At 72.9% G+C, this 18955-nt stretch carries 14 protein-coding genes; 11 read left to right on the forward strand and 3 right to left on the reverse strand.

Translation table 11 applies throughout. From position 1 onward, the window contains the following. Positions 1-8 precede the first annotated feature (8 nt). Both hemG and hemQ read left to right on the forward strand, forming a co-directional pair. A complete protein-coding gene (gene hemG / locus O7609_RS21680; protein WP_269735332.1) occupies positions 9-1436 on the forward strand; it encodes a protoporphyrinogen oxidase in 1428 nt (475 codons plus the stop codon). A 4-nt stretch (positions 1437-1440) separates the two neighbouring features. Next, positions 1441-2157: a hydrogen peroxide-dependent heme synthase gene (gene hemQ / locus O7609_RS21685; protein ID WP_269735331.1), complete on the forward strand. Its 717-nt coding sequence runs from the start codon at positions 1441-1443 to the stop codon at positions 2155-2157. Positions 2158-2268: 111 nt separating this feature from the next. Here the strand turns inward: hemQ and zapE are convergent, their stop codons facing one another. Continuing rightward, positions 2269-3348, reverse strand: coding sequence for a cell division protein ZapE (zapE, locus tag O7609_RS21690; protein ID WP_269737167.1), 1080 nt, complete (start codon positions 3346-3348; stop codon positions 2269-2271). 98 nt (positions 3349-3446) lie between these two features. Between zapE and O7609_RS21695 the strand changes: the two genes are divergently transcribed. The 5 genes from O7609_RS21695 to treY all read left to right on the forward strand — a co-directional run bounded on the left by O7609_RS21695 (position 3447) and on the right by treY (position 9384). Next, positions 3447-4256 carry a pyrimidine reductase family protein gene (locus O7609_RS21695; protein ID WP_269735330.1) on the forward strand — a complete coding sequence of 270 codons (810 nt, stop codon included), beginning with the start codon at positions 3447-3449 and terminating at the stop codon, positions 4254-4256. Between the two features lie 111 nt (positions 4257-4367). Then, positions 4368-4835, forward strand: coding sequence for an indole-3-glycerol phosphate synthase (locus tag O7609_RS21700; protein ID WP_269735329.1), 468 nt, complete (start codon positions 4368-4370; stop codon positions 4833-4835). Positions 4836-4997: 162 nt separating this feature from the next. After that, the gene (gene murC / locus O7609_RS21705) at positions 4998-6419 is read left to right on the forward strand and encodes a UDP-N-acetylmuramate--L-alanine ligase (RefSeq protein WP_269735328.1); all 1422 of its coding nucleotides are present in this window, start codon (positions 4998-5000) and stop codon (positions 6417-6419) included. Continuing rightward, entirely contained in the window at positions 6419-6826 is a 408-nt protein-coding gene (gene msrB, locus O7609_RS21710) for a peptide-methionine (R)-S-oxide reductase MsrB (RefSeq protein ID WP_269744079.1), read from the forward strand. The genes murC and msrB overlap by 1 nt, the downstream gene beginning before the upstream one ends. A 161-nt stretch (positions 6827-6987) precedes the next feature. After that, positions 6988-9384: a malto-oligosyltrehalose synthase gene (gene treY, locus O7609_RS21715; RefSeq protein WP_269737166.1), complete on the forward strand. Its 2397-nt coding sequence runs from the start codon at positions 6988-6990 to the stop codon at positions 9382-9384. A gap of 65 nt (positions 9385-9449) precedes the next feature. Here treY and O7609_RS21720 read toward each other — a convergent pair whose 3' ends face one another. Beyond that, positions 9450-9995 carry a DUF1707 and FHA domain-containing protein gene (locus O7609_RS21720; RefSeq protein WP_269735324.1) on the reverse strand — a complete coding sequence of 182 codons (546 nt, stop codon included), beginning with the start codon at positions 9993-9995 and terminating at the stop codon, positions 9450-9452. Between the two features lie 112 nt (positions 9996-10107). On the opposite strand from O7609_RS21720, the gene treZ reads away from it, so the two are divergent. After that, a complete protein-coding gene (gene treZ / locus O7609_RS21725) occupies positions 10108-11853 on the forward strand; it encodes a malto-oligosyltrehalose trehalohydrolase (RefSeq protein ID WP_269735323.1) in 1746 nt (581 codons plus the stop codon). Positions 11854-11895: 42 nt separating this feature from the next. Here the strand turns inward: treZ and glgX are convergent, their stop codons facing one another. Next, positions 11896-14010 (reverse strand): glycogen debranching protein GlgX, encoded by a 2115-nt coding sequence (gene glgX, locus O7609_RS21730; protein WP_269735322.1) that lies wholly within the window; start codon positions 14008-14010, stop codon positions 11896-11898. 220 nt (positions 14011-14230) lie between these two features. Between glgX and O7609_RS21735 the strand changes: the two genes are divergently transcribed. The 3 genes from O7609_RS21735 to O7609_RS21745 all read left to right on the forward strand — a co-directional run bounded on the left by O7609_RS21735 (position 14231) and on the right by O7609_RS21745 (position 18725). Beyond that, positions 14231-15475, forward strand: a complete 1245-nt coding sequence (locus O7609_RS21735; RefSeq protein ID WP_269735321.1) for an SAV2148 family HEPN domain-containing protein — start codon at positions 14231-14233, stop codon at positions 15473-15475. A 426-nt stretch (positions 15476-15901) separates the two neighbouring features. Then, a complete protein-coding gene (locus tag O7609_RS21740; RefSeq protein ID WP_269735320.1) occupies positions 15902-17656 on the forward strand; it encodes a stealth family protein in 1755 nt (584 codons plus the stop codon). 67 nt (positions 17657-17723) lie between these two features. Next, positions 17724-18725 (forward strand): CDP-alcohol phosphatidyltransferase family protein, encoded by a 1002-nt coding sequence (locus O7609_RS21745; protein WP_269735319.1) that lies wholly within the window; start codon positions 17724-17726, stop codon positions 18723-18725. The last annotated feature ends 230 nt before the right edge of the window (positions 18726-18955 follow it).

Raw genomic sequence — 18955 nt, forward strand, 5'->3', positions numbered from 1 at the left:
CGGGCGGCATGCGCATCCTCGTCATCGGCGGCGGCATCGCCGGGCTCACCGCGGCCCACCGGCTGCTCACCCGGGCGGGCCTCCCGCCCACCGCGCCCGGCAATGCCCCCGAGGTCACCGTGCTGGAGGCCTCGCGGCGGCTCGGCGGAAAGCTGCTCCCCGGCGAGATCGCCGGGGTCGAGGTGGACCTGGGCGCCGAGTCCATGCTGGCCCGTCGGCCCGAGGCCGTGGAGCTGGCCCGCGCCGTCGGGCTCGGCCCGCGGCTGCAGCCCCCGGCCGTGGCGGGCGGCGCCCTGTGGACCCGCGGTGCGGTGCGCCCCATGCCGCGCGGCCACCTGATGGGCGTGCCCGCGGCCCCCGACGCGCTCGCGGGGGTGCTCTCCCCGGAGGGCCTCGCCCGCGTCGCCGAGGACGCCGAGCTGCCCCGCACCGAGATCGGGGAGGACGTCACGGTGGGCGGCTACGTCGCCGCCCGGCTGGGCCGGGAGGTCGTGGACCGGCTGGTGGCTCCGCTGCTCGGCGGCGTCTACGCCGGCGACGCCTACCGGATCTCCCTGCGGGCCGCCCTCCCGAAGCTCTTCGACGCGGCGCGCGACGAGCGCTCCCTGCTGGCCGCCGTCCGCGCCGTGCAGTCCGCCGCGGCGGCCGAGGCCACCGCGTCCGGGCCCGTCTTCATGGGCATCGAGGGAGGAGTCGGGCGCCTGCCGCTCGCCGTCGCCGACGCGGTGCGCGCCGCGGGTGGCCGAATCTCGACGGGCGTGGCCGCCCGGGAGCTGCTCCGCGCCCCCGGGGGATGGACGGTCACCACCGACGACGGTGTCCACCAGGCCGACGCCGTGGTGCTCGCGGTACCCGCCCCGGTCGCGGCGCGGCTGCTGCGCCGGGAGGCACCGGAGGCCGCCGAAGCGCTCACCGGCGTCGCCTACGCCTCCCTCGCCCTGTGCACCCTGGCCTTCCGCCGCTCCGACCTCGGCACGCCGCCGCCCGAGGGCAGCGGCTTCCTGGTGCCCTCGGTGGACGGGCACACGATCAAGGCGGCCACGTTCGCCTCGAACAAGTGGTCGTGGATCGCCGCGCAGGACCCGGAGCTGTTCGTGCTGCGGACCTCGCTCGGCCGCTTCGGCGAGGACGCCGTCCTCGGCCTGGACGACGCGGAGCTGGTGGCCGCCTCACGGGCGGACCTGCGCGCGTCGGTCGGGCTGACGGCGCCCCCCGTCGCCGGACGGGTCACCCGCTGGACGGACGGCCTGCCCCAGTACGCGGTGGGCCACGTCGACCGGGTGGCCCGGGTGCGGGAGGCCGTCGAGGCCCTGCCGGGGCTGGCCGTGTGCGGGGCCGTCTACGACGGCGTCGGCATCCCCGCGTGCGTCGCCTCCGCCCACCGGGCCGCCGACCGGACCCTGGCGCGGGCCGCCGTGGCGCGGGAGCGAGAATGAGGACATGACTGACGCACCTCACAAGACACCGAACGCGGGCAAGAAGGCCAAGGACCTCAACGAGGTCATCCGCTACACCCTGTGGTCCGTCTTCAGGCTGAAGGACGTCCTCCCGGAGGACCGCGCCGGCTACGCGGACGAGGTCGAGGAGCTGTTCGCGCAGCTCGCCGCCAAGGACGTCACCGTGCGCGGCACCTACGACGTCTCCGGGCTGCGGGCCGACGCGGACGTCATGATCTGGTGGCACGCCGAGACGGCCGACGCGCTCCAGGACGCCTACAACCGCTTCCGCCGCACCCGCCTGGGCCGCGCCCTCGAACCCGTCTGGTCGAACATGGCGCTGCACCGGCCCGCCGAGTTCAACCGCTCGCACATCCCGGCCTTCCTGGCCGACGAGGAGGCGCGCGACTACGTCAGCGTGTACCCGTTCGTGCGCTCCTACGACTGGTACCTGCTGCCGGACGAGGACCGCCGCCGGATGCTCGCCGACCACGGCAAGATGGCGCGCGGCTTCCCGGACGTCCGGGCCAACACCGTCGCCTCCTTCTCGCTCGGCGACTACGAGTGGATCCTCGCCTTCGAGGCCGACGAGCTGCACCGGATCGTGGACCTCATGCGCCACCTGCGGGCCTCCGAGGCCCGGCGTCACGTGCGCGAGGAGGTCCCCTTCTTCACCGGCCGCCGCAAGCCCCTCGTCGAGCTGGTGGCCGGGCTGGCCTGAGCCCGGCCGGGCGGAGTCCCCCGCGCCCGCAGGGGCGCGGGGCACTGCGCCGTCGGCCACCGCGACCGCAGACCGCGACACGGGGGAGGGGCGGCCCCGGTCCGGGCCGGCTCAGCCCGAGACGAGCGGTTTGGCGTCGCGGGCCAGCGCGGTGAGGCGGGAGATGGCACGGAAGTACTTCTTCCGGTAGCCACCGCCCAGCATCTCCAGGCTGAACAGCTCGTCGAACGGCAGCCCCGAGGCGATCACCGGCACCTCGCGGTCGTACAGCCGGTCCGCCAGGACGACGAGCCGCAGCGCCGTGGCCTGGTCCGGGACGGGCGTCACGCCGGTCAGGCACACGGCCGACACGCTGTCGCAGAGCGCGCCGTAGCGGCTGGGGTGGACCTGGGCGAGGTGGCCGAGCAGGGTGGGGAAGGCGTCCAGGCTCGCGCCGGGCGTGCGGTAGGCCGTCCGGGTGACCTCGTCGTCGCTGAACGGCTCGGGGGCCTCGGGCAGCCCGCGGTGCCGGTAGTCCTCGCCGTCGATCCGCTGGGGGCGGAAGTGCGCGGCGAGCCCCTGGATCTCGCGCAGGAAGTCGGCGGCGGCGAACCGGCCCTCGCCCAGCTTCCCGGGCAGCGTGTTGGAGGTGGCCGCGAGGGCCACGCCCTCCTCGACCAGCCGGCTGAGGAGTGTCGAGACCAGGACGGTGTCGCCCGGGTCGTCGAGCTCGAACTCGTCGATGCACAGCAGCCGGTGGGACGAGAGCGTCTTCACCGTCTGCTGGAAGCCGAGGGCGCCCACGAGGTTCGTCAGCTCCACGAAGGTGCCGAAGGCCTTCCGCTCGGCGGGGGCGGGCGTGGCGTGCCACAGCGAGGCCAGAAGGTGCGTCTTGCCGACGCCGTAGCCGCCGTCGAGGTACACCCCGCGCGGACCGGTGGGCCGCGCGGCCTTCCCCCGGCGGAACCAACGGCCCGCCCGGCTTCGCCCGCCCGTCGCCGTCGCGCCGCCCAGGGAGTCGGCGAAGCCGCTCAGCACCTCGACGGCCTCGGCCTGGCTGGGCTGGCCGGGGTCCGGTATGTAGGTGTCGAAGCGCACCGAGTCGAAGCGCGGCGGCGGCACCAGCTCGGCGACGAGCTGTTCGGCGGGCACCCTCGGGTGCCGCTCGCACAGCGCGGCCGGCGTGTCGTCGGCGGTCGTCTGCGGCGCTATCGCGGTCGATGAGGAGGCGGTGAAGGTCGGCACGTATACCACTCTACGGCGCTCAGGGCGCTCCGCCGCACGTCAGTGGCCCGTGCCACACTGCGGCTATGCGACGCCTGTTCCCCCTGTCATCCGAGGCCGGTTCCGATCCGGACCCGACCGCCGACCGCGCGTGGACGCTGGACGAGCTGGCCGACGCCTACGGCTACCCCGGGGCCGCCGACCGTCCCCGGCACGGCCCCGAGTCCGCCGGGACGAGCTGGCTGCGGGGCAACATGGTGGCCTCGCTGGACGGCGCGGCCCACCACGACGGGCGTTCCCAGCCGCTGTCCAGCGACACGGACATGCGGATCTTCGGCGTGCTGCGCGGGCTGGCCGACGCGATCGTCGTGGGCGCCGAGACGGTGCGCAAGGAGGGCTACCGTCCGGCCCGGGCGCGCAAGGCCTTCGCCGAGCGCCGGAAGGCCGCCGGGCAGACGCCCGCGCCCGCCGTCGTGGTGCTCAGCGCCGGCCTCGAGCTGGACTTCGAGGCGCCCCTGTTCTCCGCGCCGCTGACGCCGACGCTGATCGTGACCGGCTCCGGTGCCCCCGTGGAGCGGGTCGAGGCCGCGCAGCACGCCGGCGTGCGGGTGCTGTTCGCCGGCGAGGGCGTCGGCGCCGACCCGGCGCGCGTGCCGGGCGTCCTGGCCGAGGAGGGCCACACCCGGCTGCTCACCGAGGGCGGCCCCTGGATCCTGGGCGAGTTCGCCGCGGCGGGCGTGCTGGACGAGCTGTGCCTCACGGTCTCGCCCCGGATCACGGCCGGGGACGCGCCCCGCATCATGCGCGGCGGCGTCTTCCCCGTACCGGTGGACTTCGGCCTGGAGTCGGTGCTGGAGGAGGCCGGGTTCCTCTTCACGCGCTACCGTCGGCGGTGACACGAGTCGGAATGACGCGTTCCGCTTTGCTCTCGCCGGGCAGACTCTCCCCAGTGCAGGATCGTTAGTCCTACGGGCCCGCACGGGCCGTGGAGAAGAAGGGCACCCGCCGTGTTCACGACCGTACTCATGATCGAGAAGCCGCTGGTGTCGACCGACGTGGAGCTCGTCACCACCCTCCACGGCGAGGAGGAGGTCTCCTTCGTCGTCCTGATGCAGCCGCGCGGGCGGCAGGACCGGCTGCTGCGCGCCCTGGACGACGTCGCCCTGGGCGAGCTTGAGCAGGCGGTCCACGAGGCCGACGAGCCGGAGGGGAGCGAGGCCACCCCACCCGCCCGGCTGGCCCTCGAACACTCACTCAAGGCCCTGCGGGACAGCGGCGCCGAGGCCGGTGGCCAGGTCATCGAGAAGCATCCCCTCCACGTCCTCACCTCCGTGGTCGCCGAGTCGAACGCGGACGAGGTCATCGTCCTGACCGCCCCGCACCTGGTGGAGGAGTTCTTCCACCGCGACTGGGCCTCCCGCGCCCGGCACAAGGTCGGCGTCCCCGTCCTCCGGCTCTTCGCCCACGCGGAGTGACGGGCTGACCGCGAGCCGCCGCTGCCAAGGGGCGGTGGCCGCCGTGGCATGCGGTGACGGCCCCTACCGCGGAGCACGAAGCGTCACGAGAGGTGCGAGAATCGTCGGACGGCGCCGGGCCCGCGAGCCGGCGCCCCGCACAACGCAAAGAGGGAGAACCGCATGGCATCGGGCGCCCCGTCCGGCCTGGACAAGCCGCACTTCATCGGCATCGGCGGAGCCGGGATGTCGGGCATCGCGAAGATCCTAGCCCAGCGCGGAGCGCGGGTATCGGGCAGCGACGCCAAGGAGAGCGCTACCGTGCAGGCTCTGCGCGGCCTCGGCGCCACGGTGTACCTCGGCCACGCCGCTGAGCAACTGGCACCCGACACCTCGGTCGTCGTCGTCTCCTCCGCCATTCGGAAGGACAATCCCGAGCTGGTCGCCGCGACGGCGCGCGGCATCCCCGTGCTGCACCGTTCCGATGCCCTCGCCTCCCTCACGGACGGGCTGCGTACTGTCGCTGTCGCCGGAACTCACGGCAAGACGACGACGACGTCCATGCTCGCCGTCTCCCTGTGCAGCCTCGGTCTCGATCCCTCCTACGCGATCGGCGGCGATCTCGACGGGCCCGGCAGCAACGCCCACCACGGCACCGGGGGGATCTTCGTCGCCGAGGCCGACGAGAGCGACCGCAGTTTCCACGCCTACGCCCCGGACGTGGCGATCATCCTCAACGTGGAGCTCGACCACCACGCCAACTACGCCTCGATGGAGGAAGTCCACGCCTCCTTCGAGACCTTCGTCGAACGCGTCCGCGAGGGCGGCACGCTGGTGATCTCCGCCGACCACGAGGGCGCGCGCGAGCTGACCGCCCGGCTGGCCGCGGCAGGCCGCGGGCCCGCCGTGACCACCTACGGTGAGTCGCCCGACGCGGACGTGCGCATCCTCGACGTCACCGCCCGCGGCCTGGCCAGTGAGGTCACCGTCCTCCTCGACGGTGAGCGGCTCACGTTCACCGTCTCGGTGCCCGGCCGCCACTACGCGCACAACGCCGTCGCCGCGCTGGCCGCCGGTGTGGCCGCGGGCGTCCCGGCCGCCGGTCTGGCCGAGGCCCTCGGCTCCTACACCGGCGTCGGCCGGCGCCTCCAGCGGCTCGGTGAGGCCGGGGGCGTCCAGGTCATCGACTCCTACGCGCACCACCCCAGTGAAATGACCGCCGACCTGGAAGCCTTGCGGGCCGCCGTGCCCGACGGCCGGGTCCTGGTGGTCTTCCAGCCGCATCTGTTCAGCCGCACCCGGGAGCTGGGCGCCCAGATGGGCGCCGCCCTCGCCCTCGCCGACGCCTCCCTGGTGCTCGACATCTACCCCGCCCGCGAGGATCCGGTGCCCGGCGTCACCAGCGAGCTGATCGTGGACGCCGCGCGGGCCCTGCGCGCCGACGTCACCGCTCTGCCCGGCCGGGAGGCCGGCCGCGCCGCCGTCCCGGAGGCCGTGGCGGGAATGGCCAAGCCCGGCGATCTCGTTACGACGATGGGTGCCGGTGACGTGACGGAGCTGGGACCGCAGATCCTCACCCGCCTGGAGACCGGAGGAGAGCGCTGATGGGCTACGACATCGAGAAGCCGGACGAGCAGTGGCGCGCCGAGCTGAGCGACGAGGAGTACCGCGTCCTGCGGCAGGCCGGCACCGAGCCCGCCTTCCAGGGCGAGTACACCGACACCACCACCGAGGGCGTCTACTCCTGCCGGGCCTGCGGCGCCGAGCTGTTCCGTTCCGACACCAAGTTCGCCTCCCACTGCGGCTGGCCGTCCTTCTACGACCCGGCCGAGTCCTCCGCCGTCGAGCTCGTCGACGACTTCTCCTTCGGCATGACCCGCACCGAGGTGCGCTGTGCCCGCTGCGGGTCCCACCTCGGGCATGTCTTCACCGGTGAGGGCTACCCGACCCCGACCGACCAGCGGTACTGCATCAACTCCATCTCCCTGCGCCTGGAGTCCAAGGAGGCCTGAGCGATGCCGGGCTGACGGGCGGGCATCGCCCCGCGGGCCGGGACGCACGTTCGACACCGCGGGCCGTTCCGGGCACCGTACGGCCGTGCGGGCCACGTGCCCCGGGCGGCTTCGCCGCCTTGACGGGGCGCGGGGGGCGGAAAAGAATTCGAGACGTGACGATGCGTCCACCGCGCTTGGGCACCCCGGTGCCCACCGCGACGTACCGCTTGCAGCTCCAGCCCGCCTACCCCTTCGCCGCCGCCGCCCGCGACGTCCCGGCCATCGCCTCGCTGGGCGCCTCCCACCTCCACCTGAGCCCCGTGCTGGAGGCCGTGCCCGGCTCCACCCACGGCTACGACATCACCGACCACACCCGCGTCCGGGCGGAGCTGGGCGGGGAGGCCGGGCTGCGGGCGCTGTCCCGCACGGCGCGGGAACACGGGCTCGGGCTCGTCCTCGACATCGTGCCGAACCACATGGCCGTACCAGCCCCCGCCGCGCTCAACGCGCCGCTGTGGTCCGTGCTCGCGGACGGGCCCTCCTCGCCCTACGCGCACTGGTTCGACATCGACTGGGAGGCGGGCGACGGCCGCGTGCTCCTGCCCGTGCTGGGCGGGCGGCTGGGCGAGGAACTGGCGGCGCTCCGGGTCGAGGACGGAGTCCTGCACTACGCCGAGCACCGCTTCCCCGTCCGCGTCGGCACCGAGTCCCTCCCGCTGCCCGAGCTGCTGGACGCCCAGCACTACCGGCTCGCCTGGTGGCGGCTGGCCCGCACCGAGCTGAACTACCGCCGGTTCTTCTCGGTCTCCGAGCTCATCGGCGTCCGGGTGGAGGAACCGGACGTCTTCGAGGCCACCCACGAACGCGTCCTGGCCCTGCTGGCGGAGGGGGTCGTCGACGGGCTGCGGGTGGATCACCCCGACGGCCTGGCCGACCCGGGCGCCTACCTGCGGCGTCTCCACACGCGCACCGGTGGGGCGTGGACGGTCGTGGAGAAGATCCTCGGCCCCGACGAGCGGCTGTCCGTCAACTGGCCCGTCGCCGGGACGACCGGCTATGACGCCCTGCGCCACATCGACGCCGTCTTCGTGGACCCGGACGGCGCGGCCCGGCTCACCGACCTCTACCGAGATTTCACCCAGGTGGCCGACGACCTCGGCGGGGACTGGGCCGCCACCGTCCGCCGCGCGGCCCACGAGGTGATCGGCCACGAGCTGGACGCCGAGGTGCGCCGCCTCGTCCGCACCGCCCGCGCAGCCCTGGCCCGCGCCGACGGGCAGCGCCGCGGCGACCACGCCGACTGGACGCTCGCCCAGGCGCTCCGCGAGCTGCTCGTCCGCCTGCCCGTCTACCGGCTCTACCGGCCGCCGGACGACGACCCCGTGCTCGGCGACGCGTTCCTCACCGACATCGCCCCCGAGGCCCGGGCGACGTTCACCGTCCCCGAGGAGGCCGCCACCGTCGACGTCGTGAGCCGGCTCATCCTGCGGGACGAGGAGCTGGCCACGCGGTTCGCGCAGGTCTCGGGGGCGCTGCGGGCGAAGTCCGTCGAGGACACCGCGTTCTACCGCTACCTGCCGCTGCTCTCCGCCGCGGAGGTCGGCGGCGAGCCCGGCGAACCGGCCCTGCCGCCCGCCGCGTTCCACGCCTACTGCGCGTACCTCCAGCGCGAGCGGCCCGACACCGGCACCGTCCTGTCCACCCACGACACCAAGCGCAGCGCCGACGTGCGCGCCGCCCTCGCGACGCTCAGCGAGGACCCGGCCGGCTGGGGCGTCCTGCTGCGCCAGGTCACGGAGGAGGTCGCGGGCACCGGGGGCGCGGCTCTCGACCGGCACACCGCGTGGCTCGTCTGGCAGACGGCCCACGGGCTCGGCACACCCGACCGCGAGCGGCTGCTCGGCGCGCTGCTCAAGGCCGTCCGGGAGGCGGGCCTGCACACCACCTGGACGGAGCCCGACGCGGACTACGAGGCGGCGGTGGAGCGGTACCTCGACGCCGGCCCCTGCGGTGCGGGCCGGGCCGCACTGGCCGCCTACGCCGAGGCCACGCGGCCCCAGGCGCGCGTCACCGCCCTCGGCATGACCCTGTTGCACCTCACCATGCCCGGCGTCCCGGACCTCTACCAGGGCACCGAACGCACCTACCGCGCTCTGGTGGACCCCGACAACCGCAGGCCCCCGGTCTTCCCGGCACCGGAGTCCGAGCCGGACGACGAGAAGCTCCGGCTCACCCAGGCCGCTCTGCGGCTGCGCGCACGCCACCCGCACTGGTTCGGCGCGGGCGCCCGCTACGCGCCCCTCACCGCGCACGGACCGGCCGCGGAACACTGCCTGGCCTTCGGCCGCGGTCCCGGTGACGGCGGCGACGCGGGCGCCGACTCCCTCACCGTGGTCACCGTCGTCACCCGGCTGAGCCGTCGGCTCGCCGAGGCGGGCGGCTGGCGGGGCACGGTGCTCCCGCTGCCTCCGGGGCGCTGGCGCGACCTGCTCTCCACGCGCCCGTACGACGAGGGGCGGGCGGACCTCGCGTCACTCCTGGCCGAGGCCCCGGTGGCGCTGCTCGTACGGGAGTGAGGCCGCCCGGGGCCGAGGCCGCCCGGGCGCCGACGCCCACGCGGCCCGGGGCGAGTGAGGCGGCGTCAGGGCGCCGTGAGCCGGAAGCCCACCCGCCCGAAGCGCACATGGTCGCCGGGGCCCACCACCACCGAACCCGTCACCCGGCGGCCGTTGACCCACGTGCCGTTCGACGAGCCGAGGTCCCGCAGCGACCAGCCGACCCCCGTGTGCCGCAGCTGAGCGTGGGCGCGGGAGACGGTGTGGTCGTTCAGCCGCAGCACCGAGCCCGGCGCCCGTCCGATCGACAGCGGATACGGCCCGGGCCCCGGCAGCAGCAGTTCGGGCAGCCGCTCGTGGAGCCACGCCCGCCGCATCCGCGCCGGGAACGCCGACATCGAGCCGAGGAGCCGCTCCAGCAGCCCGGCCCGCGGGCGGCGCGTATTCAGATCGTGCAGGACGGCGTACAGTTCGCCCGGATGCCGGGCATGCAGCACCAGATCCATGCGGCGCTCGAACGTGCGGTGCGAGACGCGTCCGTCCGCGGCGCTCTCCCGCAGGACGGCCAGCGCCTGATCCCGTTCCGCGTCGGTCAGCCGCGGGGGCTGAGCTGCGAACCCGTACGTCGTCATAGCCGTTGATTGTCCGTCGTGGGCGGGCCCGTGTCCAGGTCGGCCCCGCCCGAGCCCCGGCGCCGGGGCCGTCCCATGGCGCGCGGGCCGCCCGGCCGCGACCATGGTGTCCATGCTCTTCGAGGTATGGGCACCACACGCCGAACAGGTCCGGCTGCGCCTCGCCCCGGGCCCGGGGGCCGCCGCGCCGGCCGACCGCCCGATGGAGCGGGACCCGGCCCGCCCCGGCTGGTGGCGGACGTCCGCGCCCGCCGCCTCCGGGACCCGTTACGGCTTCGTGCTGGACGACGGCCCCGTCCGCCCCGATCCGCGCTCGCGCCGTCAGCCCGAGGGGCCCGAGGGGCTCAGCGCCGTCCTCGGCGCCGAGCGGCCCGAGCCGGCCGACTCCTGGCCCGGCAGGGAGCTGAACGGGGCCGTGCTCTACGAGCTGCACGTCGGCACCTTCACCCCCGAGGGCACTCTCGACGCCGCCGCCGGCCGTCTGGACCACCTCGCGCGGCTCGGCGTCACCCACGTACAGCTCATGCCGCTGAGCCCGTTCCCCGGCCGGCACGGCTGGGGGTACGACGGGGTGGCGCCCTGGGCCGTCCACGAGCCCTACGGCGGCCCCGAGGGCCTGCACCGTTTCGTCGCCGCCGCCCACCGGCACGGGCTGGGCGTCGTCCTCGACGTCGTCCACAACCACCTCGGACCCTCCGGCAACCAGCTGCCCGCCTTCGGGCCGTACTTCACCGACCGGCACCACACGCCCTGGGGCGCCGCCGTCAACCTGGACGCCCCCGGCTCCGACGAGGTCCGCGCCTACTTCATCGGCAGCGCCCTGGCCTTCCTGCGGGACTACCGGCTCGACGGGCTGCGCCTGGACGCCGTCCACGCCCTCGCCGACACCCGCGCCGAACACTTCCTCGCCCAGCTCTCCGCCGCCGTGGACGCCCTCTCCGCCGAACTCGGCCGTCCCCTCTTCCTGATCGCCGAGTCCGACCGCAACGACCCGCGCACCACGTCGCCCCGCCCCGAGGGCGGCCTCGGTCTGCACGCCCAGTGGAACGACGACTTCCACCACGCCCTGCACACCGCGCTCACCGCCGAGGCCCAGGGCTACTACGCCGACTTCGCCCGCGACCCGGTGAGCGCCCTCGTCAAGACGCTCACCGGTGCCTTCTTCCACGACGGCACCTACTCCGGCTTCCGTGGGCGCGGCCACGGGGCGCCCGTGGACACCGCCGCACCCGCCCACCGCTTCGTCGGCTACGCCCAGACCCACGACCAGATCGGCAACCGAGCCCTCGGCGACCGCCTCTCCGCCACGCTCTCGCCCGGACGCGCCGCCTGCGCCGCCGCGCTGGTCCTGTGCGGTCCCTTCACGCCCATGCTCTTCATGGGGGAGGAGTGGGGCGCCCGCACCCCCTGGCAGTACTTCACCGACCACCCCGACCCGGAGCTGGCCGAGGCCGTCCGCACGGGCCGGCGCCGGGAGTTCGCCGCGCACGGCTGGGCGGCCGACGACGTCCCCGACCCCCAGGACCCGGCCACCCGCGACCGATCCTGCCTGGACTGGGCGGAGCCCGCCGAGCCGGAGCACGCCCGGCTGCTCGACTGGCACCGCCGGCTCGTCGCCGTCCGCCGCGCGCACCTCGACCCCGGCCTGCGCCTGCGCGACGTCACCGCCGAGGCGGGCGGGACGGCGGACGGCGCCCGTTGGCTGACGTTGCGCCACAGTGGTCTCCTGGTCGCCGTCAACCTCGGCGATGTCCCCGCCGAGGTGCCCGCGCTCGCCGAGGGCGAGCCGCTGGCGGCCACTCAGCGTGCCACCGGCACCACGCTGCCCCCCGAGGCCGCCGTCGTCCTGAAGACGTGACGGGCCCCGGGGACGTGACCGGCCGGGCCCGCCGGACGGCCGTCACGCGGGCCGCTGCAGCACCACCAGGCTGCGGTCGGTGACCGTCACGACCTCGCCGCCGGCCACGTTCGGACCGACCCACGGCGGGTGGCCCTCCTCCCGGGCGGTGTCGACGATCGTGCGCCACTGCCGGCCGTGATCCGCCGGCACGGTGAAGTCCAGCTTCTCGTTGTGCGCGTTGAACATGATGATGAACGAGTCGTCGTGCACCGACTCGCCGCGCGGACCCGGCTCGGAGATCGCGTGCCCGCCCAGGAACACGGTCAGCGCCCGGGCGTGGGCCTCCTGCCAGTCCTGCTGGGCCATCTCCTCACCTTCGGGGGTGAACCACGCGATGTCCGACAGCTCGTCGTGCGTGCCCTCCACCGGGCGGCCGTGGAAGAACCGCCGCCGCCGGAAGACCGGGTGGTCCCGCCGCAGCCACACCATCGCCCGCACGAACTCGCACATCGGGTGCTCCTCGCCCGGCCCGGGCCAGTGCACCCAGGACAACTCGCCGTCCTGGCAGTACGCGTTGTTGTTGCCGCGCTGCGTGCGGGCGAACTCGTCCCCGTGGCTGAGCATCGGCACGCCCTGGGACAGCATCAGCGTCGCCGCGAAGTTGCGCATCTGGCGGCGACGCAGGGCGAGCACGCCCGGCTCCTGCGTCTCGCCCTCGGCACCGCAGTTCCACGAGCGGTTGTGGCTCTCGCCGTCCCGGTTGTTCTCGCCGTTGGCGTCGTTGTGCTTCTCGTTGTACGAGACGAGGTCGTGCAGGGTGAAGCCGTCGTGGCACGTGACGAAGTTGATCGAGGCCAGCGGACGCCGGCCGTCGTCCTGGTAGAGGTCGGAGGAACCCGTCAGGCGGTAGCCGAACTCCGCGAGCGTGCGCGGCTCGCCCCGCCACAGATCGCGCACGGTGTCGCGGTAGCGGCCGTTCCACTCCGTCCACAGCGGCGGGAAGTTCCCCACCTGGTAGCCGCCCTCGCCGACGTCCCACGGTTCCGCGATGAGCTTGACCTGGCTGACCACCGGGTCCTGCTGCACCAGGTCGAAGAACGAGGACAGCCGGTCCACCTCGTGGAACTGCCGGGCCAGGGTGGCCGCCAGGTCGAAGCGGAACCCGTCGACGTGCATCTCCGTCACCCAGTAGCGCAGCGAGTCCATGATGAGCTGGAGCACGTGCGGGCTGCGCATGAGCAGCGAGTTGCCGGTGCCGGTGGTGTCCATGTAGTACCGCGGGTCGTCCGCCAGCCGGTAGTAGGACGTGTTGTCCAGGCCGCGGAAGGACAGCGTCGGCCCCAGGTGGTTTCCCTCGGCGGTGTGGTTGTAGACGACGTCCAGGATGACCTCGATGCCCGCCGCGTGCAGGGCCCGGACCATCTGCTTGAACTCCAGCACCTGCTGGCCCCGGTCGCCCCACGAGGCGTAGGCGTTGTGCGGGGCGAAGAACCCGATCGTGTTGTAGCCCCAGTAGTTCGTCAGCCCCGCGTCCGCCAGCCGGTGGTCCGTCACGAACTGGTGGACCGGCATCAGCTCCAGCGCGGTGACACCCAGGCGGGTGAGATGCTCGACGATCGCCGGGTGGCCCAGAGCCGCATACGTCCCCCGCAGCTCCTCCGGCAGGTCCGGGTGCAGCATCGTCAGACCCTTGGCATGGGCCTCGTAGATCACGGTGCGGTGGTACTCCGTCCGCGGCAGCCGGTCGTCCCCCCAGTCGAAGTAGGGGTTCACCACGACCGAGGCCATCGTGTGCGGCGCCGAGTCCAGGTCGTTGCGCCGCTCCGGCTGGCCGAAGTGGTACCCGTACACCGCCTCGTCCCAGTCGATGCTGCCGCTCATCGCCTTGGCGTACGGGTCCAGCAGGAGCTTCGCGCTGTTGCACCGCTGCCCGCGCTCCGGCTCGTACGGCCCGTGCACCCGGAAGCCGTACCGCTGACCGGGCATGATCCCGGGCAGGTACGCGTGCCGCACGAATGCGTCCGACTCCCGCAGCTCGACGGCCGTCTCCGAGCCGTCCTCGTGCAGCAGGCACAGCTCGACGCGGTCGGCCGCCTCCGAGTAGACGGCGAAGTTCGTCCCCGCACCGTCGTACGTGGCACCCAGCGGATACGCCTGCCCCGGCCAGATCTGCATGGGCCCTCTTCCCTGTCTGCCCTGTCCGTTTCTGCCGCACTGCCCGGCCTGCGCCGTTCAGCGCGTGGTGAACACCGCGTGCACGAGCCGTCACACAAGGGACTATCTTCCCCCGGCGGGGCGGCGAGGCAAAGGAAGTTGGCGGGAGACGGTGCTGCCGCGTCCCGGATCCGCAGTAGGCTCCCCTGATCGAACCATGGGGGCGGAAGGCGGTGCACAGGTGAGTTCGGGAGGGCTGGAGCTCCCACCGGGCGGCGGCAACCCAGGGGAGAGCGCCGCCGACATCCCCGAGCCACGGGCCGGGACGGTCTCCCTGGCCCAGCCGGTGGAGATCGGCGCCGGCCTCTCCTGGTCCGCGGCCACCTGGGCCGACGTGCACACCCGGGCGCAGCGCGCCGGCCGCGCGTACGTCTGGCTCAACCTGGTCGAGCAGCGGCTCCGGGCCGTCGTCGCCGCCGTCCTGCGCCCCGTCTACGAGCCCGTGCACGGCGAGGAATGGGTCGTCGCCGCGGCCGGCCCGGCCGGGCAGGAGTGGGTCCAGCGCGCCGTCGCGGTACGCGAGGTCAGCCGCCGCAAGGGCTACGTGCTCGACCCGGCCGACGACAACCTGCTCTCCTTCCTCACCCTGCCGCAGCTGCGGGAGCTGATGGTCCAGCACTGGCCCTGCTACGAGCCGTACTTCGCCGGGCGCCGCGAGCTGGAGCTGGCCCTGGACGAGCTGGAGCTCGCCCGCAGCGCCGTCTCCCGCAACCGCGCCCTGTCCCCGGCCGTGCTGGCCCAGACGGAACGCACCTCGCAGCGCATCCTCACCCTGCTGGGCGCCGACGCCGCCTTAGCCGGGCGCCTCCCGGTGGACGCGGTCGAGGAGCTCGTCGGCGACCGCTTCGCCGATGTCGTCGGCGTCCACCCCGACCGCGTCCGCCTCCAGCGCAGCCTGCCCGCCGAGGACCTCTTCGGCGGCGCCCGGCGCATCGACGCCATCGGCATCGGCCTCAACCTGCTGGTGCAGAACTACTCCGGGCGCCGCCTCGTCCGCCTCGCCGACACCGGCTGCCGCGTCCGGCTCCTGTTCCTCAACCCGGCCAGCAGCGCCGTCCGCCGCCGTGAGCGGGAGCTCGGGCTCAAGCGCGGCGAGCTGAGCCGCGCGGTGGAGATGAACATCCTGCACATGCGACGGGTCCGCTCGCGCGTACGGGACGCCGCGGCCTTCCGGATCCACGTCTTCGACGAGACGCCGCGCTTCACCGCCTACCTGGTCGACGGCGACGAGCCGGACGGCCTCGCCGTCGTCCAGCCCTACCTGCGCCGAGCCCGCGGCATGGAGTCGCCCGTCCTCGTCCTCCGCGGGGGCGGCCGCACCCTGGTCCAGGACCCTTCGCCGGGCTCCCCGGAGGACGACGGCCTGTTCTCGACCTACCGCGAGGAGTTCGAGTCCACCTGGACGGACGCCCGCCCGGTGTCGTGACGTCCCCCGGCATACCGGGCATAACGGCTTGATATCGATGCGGTGGGAGCCGTGTGTGACATTCCCCTCGCCGTCGCCATGGCCAGGGTGTTTTGCCCTTTTTGTTCCATTTGCCTGATTGAGGGCCGCCCGAGTCCGCTCGGTGACGTGACGGGTCGAGAACGAGCGCAACTGTTCACTCGTAAGATTGGTCTTCGTTCCACGAGCGTCACCGTTTGGGCTCCTGGAATCCTCGACGTCGACCAGCAGGAGCAGCGATGCCGACAGACGTGACGTGCCCGGGTCGGGCGTGCTCATGCTCTGCCGCACGCCGCCGGTGCAGCCGGGGCGCTGGTGGGGTGTTCGACGGCGTGTCGCGTGGTAGTGCCCCTGATGCAGGGTGCGGTGGCCGCATCTCACAACGGCGGAGCCAGGAAAGGTATGGAGATGAATAGTCGTGTTCGGTTGAAGCGGACTGCGGTGCAGTTGCTTCCCGCTCCGACGCGGAAGGCCCTGGCCCGGCAGCGTGACCGGCTCGTGGCCCGCGGGGCGGAACGTGCGCGCAGGGAGCGCGCCGCCGGGCAGCGCCGTGAGCTCTTGGCCGCCGATGCGACGGTACGGGAGGTCACGATCGACGACGTCACGTACCTCGGTCGCATCGTTGACCGGTTCACGGCACGTGAGGCCGCCGCGCACAACCTTAATCTCGTACTCGCCGCCGTCGAGAAGGCCGGTATCGAGTACTTCCTGGTTCCGAGCTCCACCGTGAATCGGCACATCGTGGGCGTGCGCCGGGACGACCGCAGGGACCTTCTCGCGGCGCTGCGCGAGCTGTACCGCGACACGCCGCTGTGTGCGGCCCCCGCCACGGCGGTCGGCGTGCCCGAGGGCACCGCGATGTACCTGGACGGGGCGCTCCCCGCCGACCTGAAGGCTTCCGGCACCATCCGCTTCGGGGAGGTGTTGCTCGGGCCTCGGGGGCAGGTCCTCGCCGACCTCTCGTTCGGCTGCGACGTTGAGTTCTGGAAGGACGGCGCCAGGTTCCTGGAGCAGGAGAACGTCACCCGGCGCAGCTACCGCATCAAGATGCAGTTCCCGGCCGAGGTCGTAGCGGACTCCCTCGTCTCGCCCCGGCGCAACGAGGTGTCCGAGGTGCTGCCCACCGAGGCGCAGAGGCCCACCACGGTGCCCGTCCAGGGACGCCGTGTGCGAACCTTCGAGGACTTCGCCAAGCCGCGGCTCAGCACGATCGATTTCCCCATCGACGTCGTCTACACGTGGGTTGACGGAGACGACCCGGAGATGCGCGCCAAGCGCAATCTCCACCGCGGGCTCAGTGCCGTCGACATCGGCGCCAAAGAGGTCGGGGCTTCGCGCTACACCAGCCACGATGAGCTCAAGTACTCACTGCGTTCACTGCAGATGTACGGAGAGTTCGTCCGTCACGTCTACATCGTCACCGACGGTCAGACGCCTTCTTGGCTCGATATCAACGCCCGTGGCGTGACGGTTGTCGACCACAAGGAGATCTTCGCGGATCCGGACGCCCTGCCGGTCTTCAATTCGCACGCCATCGGTACCCAGCTCCACCACATCGAGGGGCTGTCGGAGCACTATCTCTACTTCAACGACGACGTGCTCCTCGGGCGCCCGGTCGACCCGCGACTGTTCTTCCACTCCAACGGCATAGCCCGGCTGCCTTTCTCTCCCGCGCAGTTCGGCCTCGGAGCCCCGCACGCTCTGGACCCCGCCCCGAACTCCGCGGGGAAGAACGTGCGGAAGCTGCTGCTCGATTCGCACGGCCGGTTCATCACGAACAAGTTCAAACACACGCCACACCCCCAGCGCCGCTCCGTCATGCGGGAGCTGGAGGAGCGGTTCGCCGAGGAGATCGACCGCACCAGTCGCTCCCGCTTCCGGTCGACGGACGACATCGCCATGGGCGCGACCTTGCACCACCACTTCGCCTACCTGACCGGCCGCGCGGTGCCGGGGGAGTTCAACTACCGATACGTGGACATCGGCAGACCGGACGCCGAGGAGCGCCTCGTCGAGCTGGAGACGACCCGCGGGTTCGACTTCTTCTGCCTGAACGACGTGGACGTTCCAGAGGAGTCGCGAGAGAGGGTCCAGGTCCGGCTGCACGCGTTCCTGGAGTCGTACTTCCCCTTCCCCAGCACGTTCGAGCGCACCTCCTCCTGAGCGCGTTCGGGCAGGCCCCCACCGCTTCACATGATCCGACCCACGACCCACGGAGTTTGCTGATCACATGGGCATACCCCCTCTCGCCGAAGTCAGGCGCCTCACGGAGAAGAAGCGCGACGCCTGGTGGACGGTGCTCCTCGTAGACCCTGTGGCCACACCATTGGTGCGGTGGACGGCGATGTGGACGCGGTTCACCCCGAACCAGATCACCTGGGCGGCCTTGTTTCTCGGTCTGGGCGCAGCGGCTTGCTTCGCCCAGGGGGACTGGCTGTGGCTCGTCGTGGGCGCGGGCCTGTACCACCTGAGCTTCGTCCTCGACTGCATGGACGGCAAGCTGGCCCGGCTCACCGGGCAGGGCACCGAGTTCGGAGGCTGGCTGGACTACGTGTTCGACCGGGTCCGGGTGCTTGCCTGCGCGGTGTGTCTCATGGGAGGCCAGTACACCCGTACCGGCGAGGTCGCCTACGTGTGGATGGCGCTGGTCGTGGTCTTCCTCGACATGCTGCGTTACATCGACGCGCTGCAGATATTCAAGGTCCGCCATAACATGCGGAAGAAGATCCTGGCACGGGTCGAGGCCACTGACGCCCAGGGCGGGGCCGTCGCGAGCGGCGGCGCCAAGCCCACGGCGTTCATGGAGGACCTGCTGCGGGAGAATCCCAACGCGGAGGCCGACGAGGCCAATGCGGACGTCGGGCAGGAAGCCTCTCCCGACAAGCCCAAGGTCGTCGACCTACACCGGGAGTTCAAGGGGCGTTTCCCCTGGTACGCGCGGCTGCGTGACTTCCTGTTGCGGCATCGCATCCGCACGCACGTGATCAGTGGCATCGAGTTCCAGATGGCTGTCTTCATCGTGGCTCCTCTGGTGGATGCCGTCATCCCGGTGACCGTCGCCGCAGGCTCCATGCTGCTGCTGTTCGAGCTGGCGATCATCTACAAGCTCCTGCTCTCGACGCGTGACTTCGCACGAACACTCGACGCACTGGGCCCGGCCCCGGTGAGCATTCCCGCCCAGTCCGGGCGCGCCGCCGCCGACAGCTCGGCCGGTGCCGCAGCGGGCCGGTGAAGTCCTCGCAGGCATCCGTGGTCGCCCCGACCCGGCCGGGGCGACCACGGATGATCAGAGCCTGAGCCTGCGCTTCGGCGTGCGCCGGCCGTACCCTCAGGCGAGGACGTCCCGGCTGAGAAGTCCCTGGTGAGCCGCACGAGGCCCCGAAAGGGGGCGACGCCGTGCAGGTCACGACAGTGACCGAGCCTGGCGATGATCGTCTGTGTCTGCCTGCCTGACGCGCGGTG

Source organism: Streptomyces sp. WMMC1477 (assembly GCF_027460245.1).
Classification (GTDB): domain Bacteria; phylum Actinomycetota; class Actinomycetes; order Streptomycetales; family Streptomycetaceae; genus Streptomyces.